Here is an 18721-nt window from a genome sequence, read left to right as displayed (position 1 = left end):
AGTAGGCCGGGTAAGGCGAAGCCGCCACCCGGCAAAAAATCACTGCCATCCATACCGACGCGCATAAAACCCTTTCACCATCTGCGTCAGCACCATGTAGCCCGCGAGGATCGCCACCAGCCAAGGGAAGTAGCTCAGCGGCAGCGCCTGAAGCTGCAGGTAACTTGCCAGCGGCGAGAACGGCAGCGCGATGCCGAGCGCCATCACAATGCCCGTCATCACAATCAGCGGCCATGCGGCACGGCTCTGGATGAACGGAATGCGGCGCGTGCGGATCATATGCACAATCAGCGTTTGCGACAGCAGACCCACCACGAACCAGCCGGACTGGAACAAGGTCTGATGTTCCGGCGTGTTGGCATGGAACACAAACCACATCAGGCAGAAGGTCAGGATGTCGAAGATGGAGCTGATCGGCCCAAAGAACAGCATAAAGCGCCCCAGATCGGACGGGTTCCAGCGCTGCGGCTTCTGGATCTGCTCGTCGTCGACGTTATCAAACGGGATCGCCACCTGGGACACGTCGTACATCAGGTTCTGGATCAGCAGGTGCAACGGCAGCATCGGCAGGAACGGCAGAAACGCGCTGGCCACCAGGACGCTGAACACGTTACCGAAGTTGGAGCTGGCGGTCATTTTGATGTACTTGAGCATGTTGGCGAAGGTGCGACGCCCTTCGATAACGCCCTCCTCCAGCACCATCAGGCTTTTTTCCAGCAGGATAATATCCGCCGCTTCGCGGGCGATATCCACCGCGCCGTCCACGGAGATGCCAATATCCGCGGCACGCAGGGCGGGCGCATCGTTGATGCCGTCGCCCATAAAGCCCACAACGTGCCCTTCACGACGCAGCAGGGTAACAATGCGCTCTTTATGCATCGGTGTCAGGCGGGCAAACAGCGTGGTGTGCTGCGCCAGTTTCGCCAGCTCGTCGTCGGACAGGGGCTCAATGTCGCTGCCCACGACCACCTCGCCCGCATCCAGCCCGACTTCGTGACACACTTTCGCGGTCACCAGCTCGCTGTCGCCGGTGAGGATTTTAACGGTGATACCGCTCGCCTTCAGCGCCTTCAGCGCAGGCGCGGTGGTCTCTTTCGGCGGATCGAGGAATGCGATGTAACCCTCGAGGATCAAATCGGATTCGTCGATACGCTGATAGTCCCCCTCGCGCGCGGGCAGAAACTTGCTCGCCACCGCCACCACGCGCAGCCCCTGACGGTTCAGGTTGTCGGTAACGCGCTTGATGCGGCGCAGCATGGTGTCGTCCAGCGGCACGATCTCACCGTTATGGCGCACCTGCGTCGACACATTCAGGATCTCCTGCAGCGCGCCTTTGCAGATCAGCTGGTGCACGTCCGGCTGCTCGCTCACCACCACCGACATGCGGCGGCGCTCGAAATCAAACGGGATCTCATCCACCTTCTGCCAGCGACCGGAGAGCGTGCGGGCGGCTTCCTCATCGACCCCTTCCAGCACCGCCACGTCGAGCAGGTTCTTCAGCCCGGTCTGGTAATGGCTGTTCAGCCACGCGCTGTGCAGCACGCGTTCGCTGGTTTTACCGGCGATATCGGTGTGGTTCTCCAGCACGATTTTATCCTGCGTCAGGGTGCCGGTTTTGTCGGTGCAGAGAATGTCCATCGCGCCAAAGTTCTGGATAGCGTCGAGGTGCTTGACGATCACTTTCTGTTTCGAGAGCTTCACCGCCCCACGCGCCAGCGTGGAGGTGACAATCATCGGCAGCATTTCCGGCGTTAAGCCAACGGCCACGGAGAGGGCAAACAGCGCCGCCTCCCACCAGTCGCCCTTGGTGTAGCCGTTGATCAACAGCACAATCGGCGTCATCACCATCATAAAGCGGATCAGCAGCATGCTGACGCGGCCAATCCCTTTCTGGAAGGCATTCGGCTCGCTCTCCTGCTCGCTGACGCGTCCGGCAAGCTGACCAAACCAGGTGTTGCCCCCGGTCGCGGTGACAATCGCCTGCGCCGTACCGCTGACGACCGTGGTTCCCATAAAGCACAGGGTGTCGCACTCAAGCGGGTTCATCTGCTGCGGATCACGGCTGCGCGCCACCTTTTCAACGGGCAGGGATTCCCCGGTCAGGGAGGCCTGGGCGACAAACAGATCCCGCGCCTGAATGATGCGTAAATCCGCCGGGATCATGTCCCCCGCGGCCAGCTTCACCAGGTCACCCGGCACCAGCTGGTCAATGGGCAGCTCCACCCAGGCGTTTTCGCCGAGGTCGTTAATCACGCGCGAGACGGTCGCGGTGTTGCTGACCATCGCTTTCAGGGCGTCCGCCGCTTTGGTGGAGCGGGCTTCCTGAATAAAGTTCAGCAGCGTGGAAATCTCCACCATCAGGGCAATCACCCCTGCGGCAAAGAGATCTTCCGTCGCGTAGGAGATGATGCCGAGCACGGTCAGCAGCAGGTTGAAGGGGTTGCGGTAGCAGAGCCACAGGTGCACCCACCACGGAGACGGTTTTTGCGCCGGAATTTGGTTATCGCCGTGCACGGCGCGGATTTTGTCCACTTCCGTCGCGTTCAGCCCTTCCGGGTGGCCGCCAAAGGCGCGCCAGACTTCGTTCTCATCCATTGCCGCCACGTTCAGGCAGCGTTCGGTCAGGGAAGAGGGAATCGCTGCACCCGCGATGTTTTTTGCATTGGGCAGCGGGTCGCGCTGAATAAGACGATGTGGCAGGTGGCGGCTCAGCAGGGCCTGCAGCTGCCGAGTGATATTTTTAAACATAGTCATTCCTCCGCATCCGCAACGGCGGACGCAGCATTCCCTTCAGGCGTGGCAAAGCCGTACCTGTCAGGCACTCAATTTTTCAAGCAGGAACGTTTGGGACGTTGCTGCCTCACATCACCGGTGAGACAGCAAAAGCTGGCTTACCGGAAAGAACGTGTTCTCCCGTTCAGGAGAGGTGTGGGATCGGGATCCATGGAGCCTCCGGTAAGTAAAAACAGGGTGTCGCCGCGCAGTATAAGGATTTAAGCGTACCCTTTGTGACGATTCGGGCGGTATTATACCCCCCTGCAAATAAACCGAACGTAAACCAGACTTTGCCCATAGCGAAATCGCGCTATAGCATTAGGCTCAATTGATCATTTTGTCGTTGTTACAGGGAAAACAGCATGCAGAACCGCCTTACCATTAAAGACATCGCGCGTTTAAGCGGCGTGGGGAAATCGACCGTCTCACGGGTGCTGAATAACGAAAGCGGTGTCAGCGAACGCACCCGCGAGCGCGTCGAGGCGGTGATGAATCAGCACGGCTTTTCCCCTTCCCGCTCCGCGCGCGCTATGCGCGGGCAGAGTGACAAAGTGGTCGCGATTATTGTCTCTCGTCTGGATTCGCTCTCGGAGAACCTTGCCGTGCAGACCATGTTGCCCGCCTTTTACGAGCAGGGATATGACCCCATCATGATGGAGAGCCAGTTCTCGCCGCAGCTGGTTGAAGAGCATCTGGGCATGCTCCAGCGACGCAACATTGACGGCGTGGTGCTGTTCGGCTTTACCGGCATTAAAGACGAGATGCTAAAACCCTGGCAGCCCTCACTGGTCATGATGGCGCGCGACGCCCACGGTTTTGCCTCTGTCTGTTATGACGACGAGGGGGCGATTATCACCCTGATGCAGCGTCTGTACGATAAAGGCCATCGCCATATCAGCTTCCTCGGCGTACCCCACACCGACGTCACCACCGGCAAGCGTCGCCATGAGGCCTATCTGGCGTTTTGCAAAAAGCACAACCTCCCGGCCGTCGCCTCCCTGCCGGGTCTGGGCATGAAGCAAGGCTACGAGCAGGTTGCCAGTGTCCTGACCCCGCAGACAACCGCGCTGGTGTGCGCCACGGATACGCTGGCGCTGGGAGCCAGCAAATACCTTCAGGAGCAGCGCATCGACAGCCTGCAGGTGGCGAGCGTCGGCAGCACGCCGCTGATGAAGTTTCTGCACCCGGAGATCATCACCGTCGATCCGGGTTATGCCGAGTCCGGCAGACAGGCCGCCGCGCAGCTGATCGAGCAGATCAACGGGCGGAGTGAGCCGCGGCAGATCGTGATTCCCGCTCATCTTTCATAGCCCCCCTGAAGCGTTTATTGTGATCTTCGCCCGATTTCGGGAACGTTCCCATTTTCGCCGTCACGCTGAAAGAGTAGGCTTGCGCTCAGGTCATTACACCCCTCACCATCTGTCATGAGGTTTCATGATGAGTAAAGTCAAACAAGCAGATATTGATCAGCTGATCGTCCTGGTCGGCGGCCGCGAAAACATCGCAACCGTTAGCCATTGCATTACCCGCCTGCGCTTCGTGCTGAACGATCCGGCAAAAGCGAACCCGAAGGCCATTGAAGAACTCAAAATGGTTAAAGGCTGCTTCACCAACGCCGGGCAGTTCCAGGTGGTCATTGGTACCGAAGTGGGCGATTACTATCAGGCTCTGCTGGCAACCACCGGGCACAGCTCGGCGGATAAAGAGCAGGCCAAGAAGGCTGCACGCCAGAATATGAAGTGGCACGAGCAGCTGATTTCCCACTTCGCGGAGATCTTCTTCCCGCTGCTGCCGGCGCTGATCAGCGGCGGCTTAATTCTTGGTTTCCGTAACGTCATCGGTGATGTGCCGATGAGCGACGGCAAAACGCTGGCGCAGATGTATCCGGCGCTGAAAACCGTTTACGACTTCCTGTGGCTGATTGGTGAAGCGATCTTCTTCTATCTGCCGGTCGGGATTTGCTGGTCCGCGGTGCGCAAAATGGGCGGTACGCCGATTCTCGGTATCGTGCTGGGCGTCACGCTGGTCTCTCCGCAGTTAATGAACGCTTACTTACTTGGTCAGCAGGTGCCTGAAGTGTGGAACTTCGGTCTGTTCACCATCGCCAAAGTGGGCTATCAGGCGCAGGTTATCCCGGCCCTGCTGGCGGGGCTGATGCTGGGCTTTATTGAGACACGCCTGAAGCGCATCGTGCCGGATTATCTCTATCTGGTGGTCGTTCCGGTCTGCTCGCTGATTCTGGCCGTCTTCCTGGCACATGCGTTTATCGGTCCGTTTGGCCGCATGATCGGCGACGGCGTGGCCTTCGCGGTGCGCCACCTGATGACCGGCAGCTTCGCACCGATTGGCGCCGCGCTGTTTGGCTTCCTGTACGCCCCGCTGGTGATCACCGGTGTACACCAGACCACGCTGGCCATTGATATGCAGATGATCCAGAGCCTCGGCGGCACGCCGGTCTGGCCGATTATCGCCCTGTCTAACATTGCGCAGGCGTCTGCGGTGACCGGCATCATCATCGTCAGCCGTAAGCACAACGAGCGCGAAATCTCCGTTCCGGCCGCGATCTCCGCCTACCTCGGCGTCACCGAACCGGCGATGTACGGTATCAACCTGAAATACCGCTTCCCGATGCTCTGCGCGATGATCGGTTCCGGTCTGGCAGGCCTGGTGTGTGGTCTGAACGGCGTGATGGCGAACGGGATTGGCGTGGGCGGTCTGCCGGGCATTCTCTCCATCCAGCCCGCTTACTGGCAGGTGTTTGCCCTGGCAATGGCGATTGCGATTATCGTCCCAATGGCGCTCACCACCGTGGTTTATCAGCGTAAGTTCCGTCAGGGCGCGCTGCAGATTGTTTAACTTCATCTTTCGGGGCGCAGTTGCGCCCCTTCGCATTTGCAGGAACGCATTATGAATACCCTTCCTCACTGGTGGCAGAACGGCGTCATCTATCAGATCTATCCAAAGAGTTTTCAGGACACGACCGGCAGTGGCACCGGCGATTTACGCGGCGTGACCGCGCGGCTGGACTACCTGAAAACCCTCGGCATTGACGCCATCTGGCTGACGCCGTTTTATATCTCGCCGCAGGTGGATAACGGCTATGACGTGGCGAATTACATCGCCATCGACCCGACGTACGGTACGCTGGATGATTTTGACGAACTGGTCGCCGGGGCGCATCAACGCGGTATTCGCATCGTGCTGGACATGGTGTTCAACCACACGTCAACCCAGCACGCCTGGTTCCGGGAATCACTGAATAAGGAAAGCCCGTACCGCCAGTTCTACATCTGGCGCGACGGTACGCCGGAGCAACTGCCTAACAACTGGCGCTCCAAGTTTGGCGGCAACGCCTGGCGCTGGCACGCCGAGAGCGAGCAGTATTACCTTCACCTCTTCGCGCCGGAGCAGGCGGATCTCAACTGGGAAAACCCGGAGGTGCGCGCCGAGCTGAAAAAGGTATGCGAGTTCTGGGCCGATCGCGGCGTGGACGGCTTACGTCTGGACGTCATTAACCTGATTTCAAAAGATCAGGATTTCCCGAATGACGAAACGGGCGACGGTCGCCGCTTCTACACGGACGGGCCGCGCATCCACGAATATCTTCAGGAGATGAGCCGCGACGTCTTTACCCCGCGCAACCTGATGACGGTGGGCGAAATGTCCTCGACCTCGCTGGAGAATTGCCAGCAGTATGCCTCGCTCGACGGGCGCGAGCTGTCGATGACCTTTAACTTCCATCACCTGAAGGTGGATTACCCGGGCGGTGAAAAATGGACGAAGGCGAAACCGGACTTTGTCGCGCTGAAAACCCTCTTCCGCCACTGGCAGCAGGGGATGCACAACAAAGCCTGGAACGCGCTGTTCTGGTGTAACCACGATCAGCCGCGCATCGTTTCACGCTTTGGCGACGAAGGGGAACACCGCGTAGCCGCAGCGAAAATGCTGGGCATGGTGCTGCACGGTATGCAGGGCACGCCGTACATTTATCAGGGCGAGGAGCTGGGGATGACCAACCCGCACTTCAGCCGCATCACCGATTATCGCGATGTGGAAAGCCTGAATATGTTCGCCGAAATGCGGGCAAACGGTCGCGATCCTGAGGAACTGCTGGCGATTCTGGCAAGCAAATCCCGCGATAACGGCCGCACGCCAATGCAGTGGGACGCCTCGCACAATGCGGGCTTTAGCGAGGGCGAGCCGTGGATTGGCGTCTGCGATAACTACGAAACCGTGAACGCCCGCGCGGCGCTGGACGACCAGGACTCGGTGTTTTACACCTACCAGTCGCTGATTCGCCTGCGCAAAACGCTGCCGCTGCTCACGTGGGGCGACTACGAGGATCTGCTCCCGGACCATCCTTCCCTGTGGTGTTATCGCCGTCAGTGGCAGGGGCAGACGCTGAGGGTGGTGGCGAACCTGAGCCGCGAGCGTCAGCAGTGGCAACCGGAGCCGGTACAGGGCGCATGGCGGGTCGCACTCAGCAACTATGATGATGTCCCCACCCGTCCCGACACGCTGCTCTTGCGCCCGTTTGAAGCTATCTGGTGGGTGCAGGAATAACTATCAGGAGATACAGCATGCTGTATCTCTTTTTTTTATGTTTAGCGATACGCTAAATGTACGACGATAACTTTTACATCGTGGCGTGCCGAAAATAAAAATAGCCCTGCCAATCAAATAATCTCGGCAGGACATTATGAAAAAGAGAATTATTAAAGCAACGTGTATTAGCGCACTATTATTAAGCACACAGGGATGGTGCGGAAATACATCCGTCGACCTTCGTTTTGGTCACAACACAAACTCAGACGTCAATGATTCCCGTATTAAGGTCATGCATCAGGCGGAGAATGGTTTTTACTTCTCCGTTGAAGCCGCACAAAACCACAATGATACCTTTTTTGGCGATACCGACCGATATAACCCAGACGAAAAAGGCTTAACGGAGGCGGCACAAGAGATTGAAACACGCTGGCGCTTCGATCTTGGAAACGGCTTTGCCGTAGCGCCGGGTATGGTGACGGTTTTCACCGCCAGCAATACCCATTACCACCCCTTCATTCAGGGCTGGAAAGCGTTCGATAACGGTCTGAATCTCGCCGCCCGTTATCGCTATAACACCGTCAATGACGCGCACAGCGACAAAGAACTCGACGGCAGCGGGTATACCCGCCGCCAGTCACACCAGTTCGACATCTGGTTCGCGTATAACATTGGCAAATTCGGGATGTCCTACAACCCACGCTTCCGCTGGCAGGATGGTGTCGATCAGGGAACCGGGGATGATACCTACTGGGAACATACCGTCGCCTTCAACTACAAGCTCGACGATGGCTGGACGCCTTACGTCGAACTGGTTTCACTGGATAAAACCTATATCAACGATGACGGCAACCATGAAAATGATTATGCCGTCCGTCTGGGGATAGTGAAGCAGCTCTGACGACCTGACTACACCGTATCGTGCTGCAGCAGCCTGCAGCCGATACGGTCTACCGCACTTAACAGTTCCAGCTGCCCTTCCCGCTGATATAACGATACCGCGTTGATATCAATCAACAACGGCCAGCATAGAGAAGAGAGCGCGGCCAGCGTAGACCCCTCGCGCGTGATCGCAATAATCTTTAATCCTTTGCGCAGCGCGTTACGCGCCATTTCAATTAACGACTGCGTCTCTCCGGATTTACTGATCAACACCAGCGTTCCCTTCGATACCCGCGTCAGCTGGTGCATATCGTTGAGAATAAGGTGCGGCAGGCTCGCCAGAGATAAAAAACGCGACAGGTAGTTGAGGCTGGTGAGTGATGCGCCCCGTGCATAGAGAAAAATATGGCTGGAATGGGTCAGCAACCTGGACATCTCCACCACAATCTCCTCCGCCTGCGGCCCCACGTCAGGGTTTACAGGCGCAGGGGTAAAATGATCGCGTAAAAAACGATACCGAAGCTCTGTATAGCTCTTATAGCCCATTTTCTTACACACGCGATTAACGGAGGTTGTCGTGGTAAAAGTATCACGGGCAATCTCTTTTGCCGATATAGTAGAAATATGAGTAGCGTGATGCTGAATGTATTCAAATATCAAACGCTCACTTCCCTGAAATGAATTCATATATTACACCCTGTTTAATCCTGACATGATTTTACCACAGCCGAAAAATATCCTCTGGAAGGCGCTTCACATATTGCAAGCCCGCGTATGACGATACGTAATAAGTATTAGCAAACATTAAAAACTGTTTTGGCTTCTCTTTATACTTTCCCTGTTTTCACATCCAGGGAATTATGACAATGACGAAACAAAAAGTTGTCGCGGTAACGGCCTGCCCGACAGGCATTGCACACACGTTTATGGCCGCGAATAAAATTATCGCATGGGCTAAAGCTCATAACATTGAGGTAAAGGTCGAAACGCAGGGTAGCGACGGTGTTAAAAATCGCTTAACAAAACAGGAAATTGCCTCTGCCACCGCCATTATTCTGGCAACCGACGTCCCCATTCAGGATGCCGAACGTTTTGATGACATTCCTCACCTTCAGACACGAACACAAGAGCTGATCAAGCACACCGATCGCTATCTGCGTCAGGCGCTGGCAATGGAAAAAAATGCTACCGCTGTAGCAGATGAAGACGAAGACGATCTCCGGCGTTCGGCTTACCAGATATTTATTGGCCATATCATGGCGGCCATCAGCTATATGTTACCGGTCGTGGTCATGGGTGGGCTGATGATGGCGACGGCCAAAATTACCGGCCAGTTTATTAACATTGAACATTCGCCGTTCAGCGTGCTGGATAAAGTGGGCTTTATGACAATCAAGTTCATGTATCCGGTCTTCGCCATGTATCTGGCGTTTGCCATTGCCGGAAAACCGGCGCTGATCCCCGGGCTTATCGGCGGCATCATGTCAGACGAAGTCTACAAGCGCTTCTTTGATATCGAGGGCTTTATGCCCTCCGGCTTTTTTGGCGCGATTGGGATTGGCTTCTTTGTGGGCTATCTGGTGCGCTGGCTCAACGATTCGATTCATGTCCGCCAGCAGCTCACCACCATTAAAACCATGCTAATCGTCCCGCTGATCACCGGCATTACGCTGGTGATGGTCATGGAATATCTGATTAACCCGATTTTTGGCTCGCTTAATCAGCTGATGGTGGTCTTTTTTACCTCGGCAGGCGACACCGGTCGCGGGTTCTATTCCGCAATGATCGCCGCGGGCACCGCTTTCGACCTTGGTGGTCCGGTCAATAAGGCGGCAGGCTCGGTCGCGCTCGGCCTGAATGGCATGAGCGAGACGTTTGATTTAACCGCCCGCGAACTCTCTATCGTGATCCCCTCCATTGGCGTCGGTTTTGCCGCATTCCTCAACGGCCGCTTTGGTCTGCCGGATGTCTTCAGCCGGGAAGAAAAAACCGTTGGCAGCACCTCGTTATTGCTGGGCGTAATCGGGATCTCAGAAGGCGCTATCCCGTTCATCCTGAAAAACCCACGCCTGATCCCGGTGTTCATGACCGGTGCCGTCGCCGGTGCACTGGTGGCGATTGCACTCGGCGTGAAGCAGACGCTGCCTCTGCCCGCCATCTGGGGCTGGCCGCTGGCGACCAATGTGGCGGGCTATCTGGCGAGCGTCTTTATTGGCGCACTGATTTGCGCCCTGGGCGTGCTTTATGTCAGCCCAAAGAACGTCAGGTGAGGGAAACATCATGAGTCAGATCCACGTTATTGCCCACACGCACTGGGATCAGGAGTGGTATTTCACCCGTCAGGACAGCATGGTGCTGGCGTCATACAACTTTGCGGATGTTATCAACACGCTGGAGCAGAACCCGGCTTATGCCTGCTATCACCTTGACGGGCAGATGGCGGTCGTGGAGGACTTTCTTGCGATCAATCCCGATTATCGCGCCAGGCTGGAAAAGCTGGTCAGAGAAAAAAGGATTTTCGTCGGGCCGTGGTATACCCAGACGGACACCTACAACGTGCATGGCGAATCCATTATCCGCAACCTGAAGTACGGCATCTTCGCCGCCCGAACGCTGGGACATGCGATGCAGGTCGGTTATCTGCCGGATACCTTCGGCCACAATGCGCAGATGCCGACGATTTTGCAGGGCTGCAATATCGATAACATCGTCTTCTGGCGCGGTATCGATCACGACCGGCATGCCAAACGCAGCCAGTTTATCTGGCGCGCGCCGTCAGGGGCGAGCGTCATCGCCTGCGCGATGGCGCTCGGGTATGGCGCGGCTAAAAATATCGCTTCGCAAGCCAGCCATCTGCAGGGGAAAATCTACCCGATGGTCGATTTGCTGCGTTCACGGGCCGGTATCGATGACCTGCTCCTACCCTGCGGCGGCGATCAGGTCAGCATCGACCCGGCGCTGCCGACTATCCTGCAGGTCGCCAGCAAACACTCTCCCAACCAGGACTGGTACACCATCAGTTCGCTGGAGCGTTACGTGGACATCCTGCGCGCGCAGCGTGAGCAGTTTGAAAGCTGGGAAGGCGAGCTGAAATCGCCACGCTACACCCGCATCCATAAAACGATCGGCTCTGTGCGCTACGACATTAAAAAGAAAAATGATGAGATCGAGCAGTTTATCCTGCGACAGCTGGAGCCGACGATTGCCATGGCGCGGCATCAGGGGCTACCGGTCAATCTCTCTGTAGTCGATACCCTCTGGAAGACGCTTTTGCGAAGCCACGCCCACGACTCTATCGGCGGCTGTAATAGCGATGCGACCAATCGCGACATTCTGCATCGGCTGGAACAAACCGAGCAGCTGTGTCACAGCCTGTGGAATCTGGTGGTAAAAACGCTGGCCGCCGCCTGTGCTCAGGAAGGGGACCTGCTGATCTTCAATCCGCTGACCACCCCAATGCGGCGCGTGGTTAAAACCACGCTGTATAGCCGGGCTGAACATATCGCGCTGACGTATCAGGGGCAGCCCGTGCGCTTCGACGTCCTGAAAAGAGACATTTTACCCGGCGGAACGGCGATCTCCCTCACTGCCGAAGGCGAGTGTGAAACGCCCCTTCCTCCCTATTTCCGCTGGCACGTTGCTGTGCAGACGCCGGTTCTGCCGTCGGTTGGCTATCTCACCGTGAACGTTGAGAATAGCCCTGCGCCGCTACGGCAGCCTGAACAGGAAAAGGGCCGCGAAATAGAAAATGCGCATTATCGGCTGATGCTGGACGCCGGAACGCTTACCCTTGAGGACAAACACACTGGCAGATGCATCCCCGCGTTCTTTACCCTCGAAGACTGCGCGGATGCGGGCGACAGCTACGATTTCTCCCCGCTCGCGGGCGATACGCCAACGCGCTGTTCCCATTTCGCACTCATTGATTGCCTGAAAACGCCGCTTGTCGAAAAGCTGGTTATTGAGGCGACGCTGCTTCTGCCGCCGGATCTCGCCGGACATCAGGATGCAGCCAGAAAACCGTTATGCCTGCGTCTGGCGTGTGAATTGCGCCATGACGATCCGAACCTGTATGTCGACGGTGCGCTGGAAAACAGCCACTGCGATCACCGGCTGCGCTTGCTGATCAACAGCGATATTCACACGCATCACGCTATCGCCTCACAGCCCTTTGCGATCATCCAACGCGAAACGGGGTATGACGATGAAAACTGGCAGGAACGCTATCGCGAGCTGCCCGTGGATATCGAAACCAGCGAGGGCATTATCGCTGTCGCAGAAGAAGGCAAAGCGCTGGTGGTGAATAGCCGCGGCATGAAGGAGTTTCAGATCCTCGGGCACGAACCGGCAGTGATTGCCCTGACGCTGTTTAAGTCAACGGGTGTGCTCGGACGAAACGACCTGGACTGGCGGCCGGGTCGGGCATCCGGGATTAATAATACGGTGGTTGAGACCCCCGATGCCCAGTTGCTGAAGCCGTTGCACTTTTCATTCAGCGTCGCGCTGGCCGACAGTGCCGATCATCTGACGCTACGCCAGCTGGAAAATCTCGCGACCGGACAGCCCTTTACCTATCAACGGCAAAAGCTGCACACGCTCGATCATCGCCTTGAGCGCTTTTCGTTGCGCCTGCCCGAACGCCAGCTTCCGGCACACTTCTCGCTGTTGACCCTACCGGAGCCGCTTATTCTGTCTGCCCTGCCCCATGCCCAACAGTCACATGGCACGGTCATCCGCGTGTTTAACGCTGGCACGCAGCCGGTTCCCGTTCCGGCAGATCTCGCGGGGCTTCCTCAGATCAACTATCTGGAAGAGCCCGTGCAGCCGGTAACGGCGATCCAACCTTCCGCGACCTGCGATTTTTTGTTAGAGGCTTAATATGAACTTGCTTGCATTGACGCACCCCGATTTGGTTTTTATCAACCCGCCGCACCGTACCCCTGAAGCGCTGATCCGCTGGCTCGCCGAACCGCTCGTCAGGCGAAACGTCATCGGCGATCAAGAGACATTTATCCAGAGCGTTTTACAGCGTGAAAGTGAAGGTCCCACGGCTCTGGGCGAAGCACTTGCCGTTCCACACGGTAAAACCGAGACGGTGCATCAGGCGGCGTTTTGTCTGGCGCTTTTTGACGACCCAATACGCTGGCCGGGGCTGGAGGGGGATGAAGAGGTCAGAATGGTCTTCCTGCTCGCCATTCCCCCTGCTGAAGCAGGCAGCACGCATATGCAGCTGCTGACGACGCTAACCAGCCTGTTGACGGAAGACCGTGTGCGTGAGCAGCTTCTGGCGGCACGCACCCGGGAAGAGGCGCTGTCTGCCCTGAGTACGGAAGAACCGCACATTGAGGATGCGGTGCCCGCGCGTTCCCTTCTCATCCCACTGGTGCTGGGCACTGTCGCTATCGCCGCCTTTTTACAGGCAGGTTTAAGCTGGGTGCGCGGCATCCATTAATCACGTAGCGCTCAGTACAGACCGTGCTGAGCGCTTGTTTTTGTTGAATAATTAATCAGATTTTTCCTTCTGGTCTTTACAATCGCTGAAGCGCCCGCCGTTTGTACTCTCGTCTTTTTACTTTGTTCTGCATCAAATAAATCGCAAACAAGTTTGATGCAAATCACTATATGTAGCACTTAAAATGCACGCCAACCCAACATGTTGTATTAATCGTCTACTATTCCAACAACAAGACGGCGCTTACGCTGGCCGGAATTGTGGATAACACGAGCCGGGAACGCGGGAAGTCTTTGGCCTGGCGAGGAATGCGCCCGGTGAATACTTCTCCACCTCTGTGGATAAACTGTTTTTAAAAATGGAGTGATCATGACACCGCATGTGATGAAACGTGATGGCTGTAAAGTGCCGTTTAAATCAGAGCGCATCCAGGAAGCCATTCTGCGTGCAGCTAAAGCAGCGGGAGTCGATGACGCAGATTACTGCGCCACCGTCGCAGAAGTCGTTAGCAGCCAGATGAATGAACGCAGCCAGGTTGATATCAACGAGATCCAGACCGCGGTTGAAAATCAGCTGATGGCGGGCCCCTACAAGCAGCTGGCCCGCGCCTACATTGAGTACCGCCACGATCGTGACGTGCAGCGTGAAAAGCGCGGTCGCCTGAACCAGGAGATCCGTGGTCTGGTAGAGCAGACCAACTCTGCCCTGCTCAATGAAAACGCCAACAAAGACAGTAAAGTGATCCCCACCCAGCGCGATCTGCTGGCCGGTATCGTCGCCAAACACTATGCCCGTCAGCACCTGCTGCCGCGCGATGTGGTCTCAGCGCACGAGCGCGGTGAGATCCACTATCACGATCTCGACTATTCACCGTTCTTCCCGATGTTCAACTGTATGCTGATCGACCTGAAAGGCATGCTGACCCACGGGTTTAAAATGGGTAACGCCGAGATTGAACCGCCAAAATCCATCTCCACCGCCACTGCGGTCACGGCACAGATTATCGCCCAGGTCGCCAGCCACATTTACGGCGGCACCACCATTAACCGCATTGACGAAGTGCTGGCCCCGTTTGTGACCGCAAGCTTCAACAAGCACCGCAAAACGGCCGAAGAGTGGCAGATCCCGGACGCCGACGGTTATGCACACTCGCGCACCGAGAAAGAGTGCTATGACGCGTTCCAGTCGCTGGAGTATGAGGTGAATACCCTGCATACCGCCAACGGCCAGACGCCGTTTGTGACCTTCGGTTTTGGCCTGGGCACCAGCTGGGAATCGCGTTTGATCCAGCAGTCCATCCTGCGCAACCGTATCTCCGGCCTCGGTAAGAACCGCAAAACGGCGGTGTTCCCGAAACTGGTATTCGCCATCCGCGACGGGCTGAACCACAAAGTTGGCGATCCGAATTACGACATCAAACAGCTGGCGCTGGAGTGCGCGAGCAAGCGCATGTACCCGGATATTCTGAACTACGATCAGGTCGTAAAAGTAACCGGTTCATTTAAAACGCCAATGGGTTGCCGCAGCTTCCTCGGCGTATACGAAGATGAAAACGGCGAGCAGATCCACGACGGGCGTAACAACCTCGGCGTCATCAGCCTGAACCTGCCGCGCATCGCGCTGGAGGCGAAAGGCAATGAAGCGGAATTCTGGACGCTGCTGGATGAACGTCTGCAGCTGGCGCGCAAGGCGCTGATGACCCGTATCGCCCGCCTTGAAGGGGTCAAAGCCCGCGTGGCACCTATCCTCTATATGGAAGGGGCCTGCGGCGTGCGCCTGAAAGCGGACGATGACGTGTCTGAGATCTTCAAAAACGGCCGCGCGTCGATTTCGCTGGGCTATATCGGCATCCATGAAACCATCAATGCCCTGTCTGGCGGCACGCATATGTATGACAGCGACGCGCTGCGTGAAAAAGGCGTGGCGATTGTTCAGCGCCTGCGCGATGCCGTGGACCAGTGGAAAGAGGAAACCGGCTACGGTTTCAGCCTGTACAGTACCCCAAGCGAGAACCTGTGCGACCGCTTCTGCCGTCTGGACACCGCCGAGTTCGGCATCGTGGAAGGCGTGACCGATAAAGGTTACTACACCAACAGCTTCCACCTCGACGTGGAGAAGAAGGTAAACCCGTACGACAAGATCGACTTTGAAGCGGCGTATCCGCCGATCGCCAACGGCGGCTTCATCTGCTACGGCGAGTACCCGAACATTCAGCACAACCTGAAGGCGCTGGAAGACGTGTGGGATTACAGCTATCAGCATGTGCCGTATTACGGCACCAACACGCCCATCGACGAATGCTACGAGTGCGGCTTTACCGGCGAGTTCGAGTGTACCAGCAAAGGCTTTACCTGCCCGAAATGCGGTAACCACGACGCGGCACGCGTGTCGGTAACCCGCCGCGTGTGCGGCTATCTCGGTAGCCCGGATGCGCGTCCGTTTAACGCCGGTAAGCAGGAAGAGGTAAAACGCCGCGTGAAGCATCTGGGGAATGGGCAGATCGGGTAAGTTCTGCGCTGGGTTCTCCCCCTCACCCTACCCCTCTCCCTCAAGGGAGAGGGAACCGATCGAGCATATTGTTGAGCCCGGCTCCGGTTTTCTCCCTCTCCCTGTGGGAGAGGGCCGGGGTGAGGGCATCAGGTTAACGCTATGAATTACCATCAATACTACCCCGTTGATATCGTCAACGGACCCGGCACCCGCTGCACCCTGTTCGTGTCAGGCTGCGTCCACGAGTGCCCGGGTTGCTATAACAAAAGCACCTGGCGCTTAAATTCCGGTATGCCGTTTACCGCGGAAATGGCAGACCGGATCATTAACGATCTCAACGATACGCGCATCAAACGACAGGGAATTTCGCTCTCCGGCGGCGATCCTCTTCACCCGCAAAACGTGCCGGAGATCCTGAATCTGGTAAAACGCATTCGCCGCGAGTGCGCAGGAAAGGATATCTGGGTCTGGACGGGTTACAGGCTGGATGAACTGAATGCGGCTCAGATGGAAGTGGTGGAGTTGATTAACGTGCTGGTCGACGGCAAGTTCGTTCAGGATTTAAAAGATCCCGCGCTGATCTGGCGCGGCAGCAGTAACCAGGTTGTGCATCATTTGCGTTAATTAAAAGCGGATATTATTTATCCGCCTTTTTCTCAAAACCGACTCAAACTCTCCATCGCCACCGTTTTAAACTCGGCAAAATCGCCGCAGCTACAGAGCCGCGCCATGGCGCGCTCGCGCAGGAAGGTGACGAAGATATCGTAGATCGCCATCGCCTCTTCATACTCGCTTTTGCTGATGGCGAGCAGGAAAATCACGTGCGCGGTTTCGTCACCCCACGCAATCCCCTGCGGGGCGAGTACGGTGTAGACCACGGTTTTCTGGGCAAGCAGACCGAGGGAGTGCGGAAGCGCAATGCCGTCACCGAGCATGGTGCTGACGATGGCTTCACGTTCAACCACCGACTCCAGAAACGCCGTCCCCACAAACCCCTCCCCTTCAAGCTGTTCGCACAGCTCGCGGAACAGCGTTTGCTGGTCAATCGGCGCGTCGATGATGCGGAAATGGGCGGCGTCGAAGTATTTATCCAGCATCCACGGGCGGGTGCGGTCTACCAGCACCAGCTTGCCAATCTGCTCCAGCTGATAATCAGTCGGAAACGGTGCGATCATCACTACCGGTTTTGCTTTTTCACTGACGCGCGCGGTAGCGATAACAAAGTCCTCGCTAAGCGATTCCACCTGCTCGTACTCGCGCAGCGTGAGCGTGCGCGTGACCTCAATCTGCGGGTATTTACGCTGGAGTACCGCCTCAATCATACGCACCATCGCATTACCGGCGTCACAGACCAGCAGCACGCGCGGCTGGCGCTGGTAGCCAATGTTGTAGTGACGCTCCAGCCCGACGCCAATGTGCAGCACCAGGAAACCAATTTCGTTTTCGCTGATCGCATACGGCGTGTATTTGCCCCAGTTCGATACCGCCGCCAGGGTCATGTCCCAGGCCATCGGGTAGTGCTGCTTGATGTTATCCAGCAGCGGATTGGGGATCATGATTTGATACCGCACGCGGGTGATCATCGTCTTGATGTGCGTGAGCAGATCCGCGTGCAGCTGCGCGTCGCTGAGCAGGTTGTAGTTGTAGTGGGTGTTGATGTAGCGCAGGATGTAGTTCACCAGCGCCTCTTCGTCATCGGCGTTAATGGCGCTTGGGGCGATCTCCTGGATCTGCCGCGCAGCGATGTGCACGCAGAGCCAGTTCTCCTCCGAGGGTGCAAGCGCTTTGCCCGCCAGTTCCTGAATGGCCACAGCAATATCTTTCGCCGCTTCCCGCACGTTCTCCTCCACATCCTCCGCATGGAATTCCGGTAGCGGATAGCCTTCGCTGATGCGTCGCACTGATACCGCGCAGTACAGGCGCAGGAACAACTCCCCTTCGTCCGTCAGGCGAATGTGGTGACGCGTCAGCGCGTCGTGCAGCACTGGCACCATCTTTTCCGCCACGCCCGCATTGAGCGCGACATCCGTCACCAGCGGGTTCAGGCTGTCCTGCTGCGCCAGCTCCCAGAGCAGATCGGTCAGGCAGGCGCGAACCGACATTTCGCTGCCAAACAGCTTCATGCCATGGCGTGGACGGGTTTCCAGCGTCAGGTTATAGCGATGAAAACACTCGCGCACTTCCGCCATGTCGCTTTGTAGCGTGGCGCGGCTGACAAACCACTCGTCCGCCAGGTCCTCCAGCTTAAGCGAAAACGCCGACGTCAGAAAACGCACCACCAGATAATGCACGCGCTCCGCGCCCGTACGGGGAATACGCAGTGCGCGCGGATGGGAGGCCTGGAGCTGCTGATAACGCGCGGCGTCGTCAATTTTAAGCTGATAGCCATTTCCACGGCTCAGAATAAACTGCGCCCCGTGGCTCGCCAGCAGCGCGTTCAGGGCGGTGATGTCAGCACGGACGGTTCGCGTGGAGACCGACAGCCGCTGCGCCAGCTCGTCCTGCGGCAGCGTCTCGTTTTGCAACAGATCGAAAAGTTGCGCTAAACGTTGGTTCGGAAATCGCACGTCGTTGTCC

The 18721-nt window shown here is 57.0% G+C and carries 12 protein-coding genes; 9 read left to right on the top strand and 3 right to left on the bottom strand.

What is annotated here, in order from left to right:
* Nucleotides 1-39: 39 nt before the first annotated feature.
* Nucleotides 40-2748, bottom strand: a complete 2709-nt coding sequence (mgtA, locus tag BFV64_RS02185; RefSeq protein ID WP_069601645.1) for a magnesium-translocating P-type ATPase — start codon at nt 2746-2748, stop codon at nt 40-42.
* A gap of 389 nt (nt 2749-3137) precedes the next feature.
* On the opposite strand from mgtA, the gene treR reads away from it, so the two are divergent.
* From treR to BFV64_RS02165, 4 genes are all read left to right on the top strand, one after another.
* A complete protein-coding gene (treR, locus tag BFV64_RS02180; protein ID WP_014882301.1) occupies nt 3138-4085 on the top strand; it encodes a trehalose operon repressor TreR in 948 nt (315 codons plus the stop codon).
* 127 nt (nt 4086-4212) lie between these two features.
* Nucleotides 4213-5631: a PTS trehalose transporter subunit IIBC gene (gene treB, locus BFV64_RS02175; RefSeq protein WP_014882300.1), complete on the top strand. Its 1419-nt coding sequence runs from the start codon at nt 4213-4215 to the stop codon at nt 5629-5631.
* 51 nt (nt 5632-5682) lie between these two features.
* A complete protein-coding gene (treC, locus tag BFV64_RS02170; protein WP_069601644.1) occupies nt 5683-7338 on the top strand; it encodes an alpha,alpha-phosphotrehalase in 1656 nt (551 codons plus the stop codon).
* A gap of 136 nt (nt 7339-7474) precedes the next feature.
* Nucleotides 7475-8221 carry an oligogalacturonate-specific porin KdgM family protein gene (locus BFV64_RS02165; protein WP_069601643.1) on the top strand — a complete coding sequence of 249 codons (747 nt, stop codon included), beginning with the start codon at nt 7475-7477 and terminating at the stop codon, nt 8219-8221.
* Between the two features lie 8 nt (nt 8222-8229).
* Here BFV64_RS02165 and BFV64_RS02160 read toward each other — a convergent pair whose 3' ends face one another.
* Nucleotides 8230-8889: a MurR/RpiR family transcriptional regulator gene (locus BFV64_RS02160; protein WP_014882297.1), complete on the bottom strand. Its 660-nt coding sequence runs from the start codon at nt 8887-8889 to the stop codon at nt 8230-8232.
* Between the two features lie 179 nt (nt 8890-9068).
* Here BFV64_RS02160 and BFV64_RS02155 point away from each other — a divergent pair, with 179 nt between their 5' ends.
* The 5 genes from BFV64_RS02155 (at nt 9069) to nrdG (ending at nt 16768) form a co-directional block, all read left to right on the top strand.
* Complete coding sequence (locus BFV64_RS02155) at nt 9069-10472, top strand: PTS fructose transporter subunit IIC (protein WP_071978045.1); 1404 nt, start codon at nt 9069-9071, stop codon at nt 10470-10472.
* A gap of 10 nt (nt 10473-10482) precedes the next feature.
* Complete coding sequence (locus BFV64_RS02150; protein WP_045134405.1) at nt 10483-13080, top strand: glycoside hydrolase family 38 N-terminal domain-containing protein; 2598 nt, start codon at nt 10483-10485, stop codon at nt 13078-13080.
* A gap of 1 nt (nt 13081) precedes the next feature.
* The gene (locus BFV64_RS02145) at nt 13082-13654 is read left to right on the top strand and encodes a PTS sugar transporter subunit IIA (protein WP_014882294.1); all 573 of its coding nucleotides are present in this window, start codon (nt 13082-13084) and stop codon (nt 13652-13654) included.
* Nucleotides 13655-14023: 369 nt separating this feature from the next.
* Nucleotides 14024-16162, top strand: coding sequence for an anaerobic ribonucleoside-triphosphate reductase (nrdD, locus tag BFV64_RS02140; protein WP_014882293.1), 2139 nt, complete (start codon nt 14024-14026; stop codon nt 16160-16162).
* A 141-nt stretch (nt 16163-16303) separates the two neighbouring features.
* Entirely contained in the window at nt 16304-16768 is a 465-nt protein-coding gene (gene nrdG, locus BFV64_RS02135) for an anaerobic ribonucleoside-triphosphate reductase-activating protein (protein ID WP_023338956.1), read from the top strand.
* Between the two features lie 32 nt (nt 16769-16800).
* On the opposite strand, the gene BFV64_RS02130 is transcribed toward nrdG, so the two are convergent.
* Nucleotides 16801-18711 carry a BglG family transcription antiterminator gene (locus BFV64_RS02130; protein WP_023338955.1) on the bottom strand — a complete coding sequence of 637 codons (1911 nt, stop codon included), beginning with the start codon at nt 18709-18711 and terminating at the stop codon, nt 16801-16803.
* Nucleotides 18712-18721: the final 10 nt, after the last annotated feature.

The sequence above is a fragment of the Enterobacter kobei genome, assembly GCF_001729765.1.
Taxonomy (GTDB): domain Bacteria; phylum Pseudomonadota; class Gammaproteobacteria; order Enterobacterales; family Enterobacteriaceae; genus Enterobacter; species Enterobacter kobei.
This window is presented reverse-complemented; position numbering and strand designations above follow the sequence as displayed.

What these genes read in the sequence shown, in the direction of transcription:
- mgtA (WP_069601645.1), bottom strand. Translation starts at nt 2,748, where the DNA reads ATGTTTAAAAATATCACTCGGCAGCTGCAGGCCCTGCTGAGCCGCCAC.
- treR (WP_014882301.1), top strand. Translation starts at nt 3,138, where the DNA reads ATGCAGAACCGCCTTACCATTAAAGACATCGCGCGTTTAAGCGGCGTG.
- treB (WP_014882300.1), top strand. Translation starts at nt 4,213, where the DNA reads ATGAGTAAAGTCAAACAAGCAGATATTGATCAGCTGATCGTCCTGGTC.
- treC (WP_069601644.1), top strand. Translation starts at nt 5,683, where the DNA reads ATGAATACCCTTCCTCACTGGTGGCAGAACGGCGTCATCTATCAGATC.
- BFV64_RS02165 (WP_069601643.1), top strand. Translation starts at nt 7,475, where the DNA reads ATGAAAAAGAGAATTATTAAAGCAACGTGTATTAGCGCACTATTATTA.
- BFV64_RS02160 (WP_014882297.1), bottom strand. Translation starts at nt 8,889, where the DNA reads ATGAATTCATTTCAGGGAAGTGAGCGTTTGATATTTGAATACATTCAG.
- BFV64_RS02155 (WP_071978045.1), top strand. Translation starts at nt 9,069, where the DNA reads ATGACGAAACAAAAAGTTGTCGCGGTAACGGCCTGCCCGACAGGCATT.
- BFV64_RS02150 (WP_045134405.1), top strand. Translation starts at nt 10,483, where the DNA reads ATGAGTCAGATCCACGTTATTGCCCACACGCACTGGGATCAGGAGTGG.
- BFV64_RS02145 (WP_014882294.1), top strand. Translation starts at nt 13,082, where the DNA reads ATGAACTTGCTTGCATTGACGCACCCCGATTTGGTTTTTATCAACCCG.
- nrdD (WP_014882293.1), top strand. Translation starts at nt 14,024, where the DNA reads ATGACACCGCATGTGATGAAACGTGATGGCTGTAAAGTGCCGTTTAAA.
- nrdG (WP_023338956.1), top strand. Translation starts at nt 16,304, where the DNA reads ATGAATTACCATCAATACTACCCCGTTGATATCGTCAACGGACCCGGC.